The organism is Aeromonas sp. Prich7-2 (assembly GCF_017939255.1).
GTDB lineage: Bacteria > Pseudomonadota > Gammaproteobacteria > Enterobacterales > Aeromonadaceae > Aeromonas > Aeromonas caviae.
Window position 1 is genome coordinate 2,083 of record NZ_JAGKRI010000219.1, and the last position, 2,571, is coordinate 4,653.

General features: G+C 48.3%; 3 protein-coding genes. 1 reads left to right on the top strand and 2 read right to left on the bottom strand.

What is annotated here, in order from left to right:
• Nucleotides 1-85 precede the first annotated feature (85 nt).
• Nucleotides 86-1,357 (top strand): translesion error-prone DNA polymerase V subunit UmuC, encoded by a 1,272-nt coding sequence (gene umuC, locus J9892_RS21035; RefSeq protein WP_180911179.1) that lies wholly within the window; start codon nt 86-88, stop codon nt 1,355-1,357.
• Here the strand turns inward: umuC and J9892_RS21040 are convergent.
• Together J9892_RS21040 and J9892_RS21045 are read right to left on the bottom strand one after the other, a co-directional pair.
• On the bottom strand, nt 1,340-1,747 hold the full coding sequence (locus tag J9892_RS21040) for a hypothetical protein (RefSeq protein WP_201934208.1): 408 nt from the start codon (nt 1,745-1,747) through the stop codon (nt 1,340-1,342). The genes umuC and J9892_RS21040 overlap by 18 nt on opposite strands.
• A gap of 42 nt (nt 1,748-1,789) precedes the next feature.
• The gene (locus tag J9892_RS21045; RefSeq protein ID WP_210538895.1) at nt 1,790-2,431 is read right to left on the bottom strand and encodes a hypothetical protein; all 642 of its coding nucleotides are present in this window, start codon (nt 2,429-2,431) and stop codon (nt 1,790-1,792) included.
• Nucleotides 2,432-2,571 lie beyond the last annotated feature (140 nt).

Consider the following 2,571-nt stretch of genomic DNA (forward strand, 5'->3'; position numbering starts at 1 on the left):
GCCCATCCATCTATTGGACGGGCAAGAACTAGAGATTTTTGGCGTCGTAACCTATGTACTCCACAAGACCAAACTAGGCTAAACCATGCCCAACGCCATTGCCCTCGTCGATGTGAACAACTTCTATGCGTCCTGCGAGCGCCTGTTTAGGCCAGACCTCAAGGGGCGCCCGATCGTGGTGCTATCGAACAACGACGGCTGCGTTGTGGCTCGCTCGGCAGAAGCCAAGGCGCTTGGCATCAAGATGGGTGTTCCCTACTTCCAGATCCGTCAGTTCTTCGAGGCCGTAGGCGGTGTTTGGTTCTCGAGCAACTACGCCCTCTATGGTGATATGTCACAGCGCGTAATGACCACGCTGGAAGGCATGGTGCCAACTGTCGAGGTGTACAGTGTTGATGAGGCGTTTATTGAACTGAACGAATCATGGGCGGGAGACCTGACAGCATATGGTCGTCAGATCCGTGAACGAATACAGCAATGGACTGGACTCACAGTCGGCGTCGGGATCGGGCCAACCAAAACACTCGCCAAGCTGGCAAACTACGCCGCGAAGAAGTGGCCTGCTACTGGTGGAGTGGTTGATTTGCGTGATGAGGCACGTCGAGCGCGTTTGATGGCTATCACTCCGGTCGGGGAAATATGGGGAATAGGTAGAAAACTGACCACCAGGCTCGAAGCGCACGGGATCAATAGTGTGGCGGACCTAGTCGCTGTCGATGGTAAAAACCTACGGCATCGTTATGGGGTCGTTGTTGAGCGAACCGTGCTAGAGCTACGCGGCTATCCATGCGCCAGCCTGGAGCAGGACACACAAGCCAAACAGCAGATCATCTGCTCCCGATCATTCGGTGAACGGATCACACACATGAATTCCATGCATCAAGCACTCGCAGGATATATGGAACGTGCAGCTGAAAAACTCCGGGCAGAGGGAATGTGCTGTCGCCATGTCACCTTATTCATTCGTACCAGCCCCTTCAATGACAAAGAACCCTACTACGGCAACCAAGTGAGCACCACGCTGGCTGTGCCTACAAACGATACCAGGGAGCTGCTGGGAGTGATCCACTCACTGCTCTCTCGTATCTGGCGGGATGGGCGCCGCTACCAAAAAGGGGGCGTGATGCTAGCCGACTTCACTCCTATCGGCAGCCAGCAGGGAGATTTGTTCGACCATCATCAACATAAGCCCCGCAGCCAGGACCTAATGCAGATGATCGACCGAATCAACCAGGGACGATTAGGAAAAATTCATTTTGGATCTTGTGGGAGAGACAACAGTGATTGGATGATGAAGCGTGAAAAACTCAGTCCCCGCTATACAACCGCATTGGATGAATTACCCATTGCAAAGTGACAACCCGGATTTGCACTCAGCAAGGCGCTCTTGCGCCAACATCAATTCGCAACCGGTGATTCGGTCAACGCCTTTCACATCACGCATTGGTGGTTTAATCTCATGTCCGTTGAGCATTCCAGTTAGCATCCACTGCCGCAGTTGGCCCAATGAGAGCCCCAATTGCCTGGCAGCATCCAGCATTCGCCATGACAACTTGAATTGCAGATCGTCGGACACAGGGTCAAAGTTTCCAGCCTGCAATCTTAACAAAGCCCGGTGGGCAAGGGTCTCTGCCATTGCTCCAAACCGTGCTTCGCTATAGGTGACTTTCTGCCCTAAGTAGCTGGCCTGCCACAGGCCACGAGATGGTTGAACTGTAACGCTGCCGGAACCAAATGGTTTACTCATTACACACTCTATCCTATATAAAGGCCCAGTATGAGGCGGGGATTACCCCTCGATCAATAAGTTAGCTGGATATTTATCTTTAATAGCCTTCTTTATCAGCGACAATCTTACTGCTCTATGGTTATCTGGAAGCATTTTTTCAAAATCATTCTGTTTATAACCAGAAGCTGCTGTGATCAATAAATAACAATCTTTATTTCCCAAGAAAAGAGAAAACCATTCCTTCATTGTGAAAGGGTTTTTTTTATGAATTTCAATTAGCGTGTTTAAAATGTTATTAAACACTTCAGACAAACGACCTCTCTTTCTCAACCCAATAATATTTTCATATAACGAGTGGTTAGACTCAACAGATTGTATAGGTGACGACAGTGGGATTTGATTGATGATTACACCAATAAATTCACCAACCCTGCAATCTGGAATATACCCATAATAATCTCGATACTTATCATCGTCGCTCTTATTGCGTTTGATAACAGGACACCCGCCAATTAGTCCTTTTTTCTGATTTTCCATGTAAGCATACTGGACAAGACGTTGCTGCTCCTGAACCCATAGCTTTGCATTTTTTGCGTCAGCCTCGGTTAACTCTTTTATAAGAGAAAAATCAGAGTTTACATCAACTGTACCCAGGTGAACATTTACAGCCTTGTACCTACGAACACATTTACCTGAACTCATGTACAGAACCTTAAGCGGCAAGCGAATTAATAATACCGTCTAACGTGTTGTTTTGCTTGGATTTTCTCTGCCTACTCTTTTTGCCGTTTTTGGATAAATACACCATTGCCCACTCCAACTTCTCTGTTATTTCCTGCCAC

Excerpts from the sequence above, each read along its gene's own strand:
- J9892_RS21040 (WP_201934208.1), bottom strand. The coding sequence starts at position 1,747 with ATGAGTAAACCATTTGGTTCCGGCAGCGTTACAGTTCAACCATCTCGT.
- umuC (WP_180911179.1), top strand. The coding sequence starts at position 86 with ATGCCCAACGCCATTGCCCTCGTCGATGTGAACAACTTCTATGCGTCC.
- J9892_RS21045 (WP_210538895.1), bottom strand. The coding sequence starts at position 2,431 with ATGAGTTCAGGTAAATGTGTTCGTAGGTACAAGGCTGTAAATGTTCAC.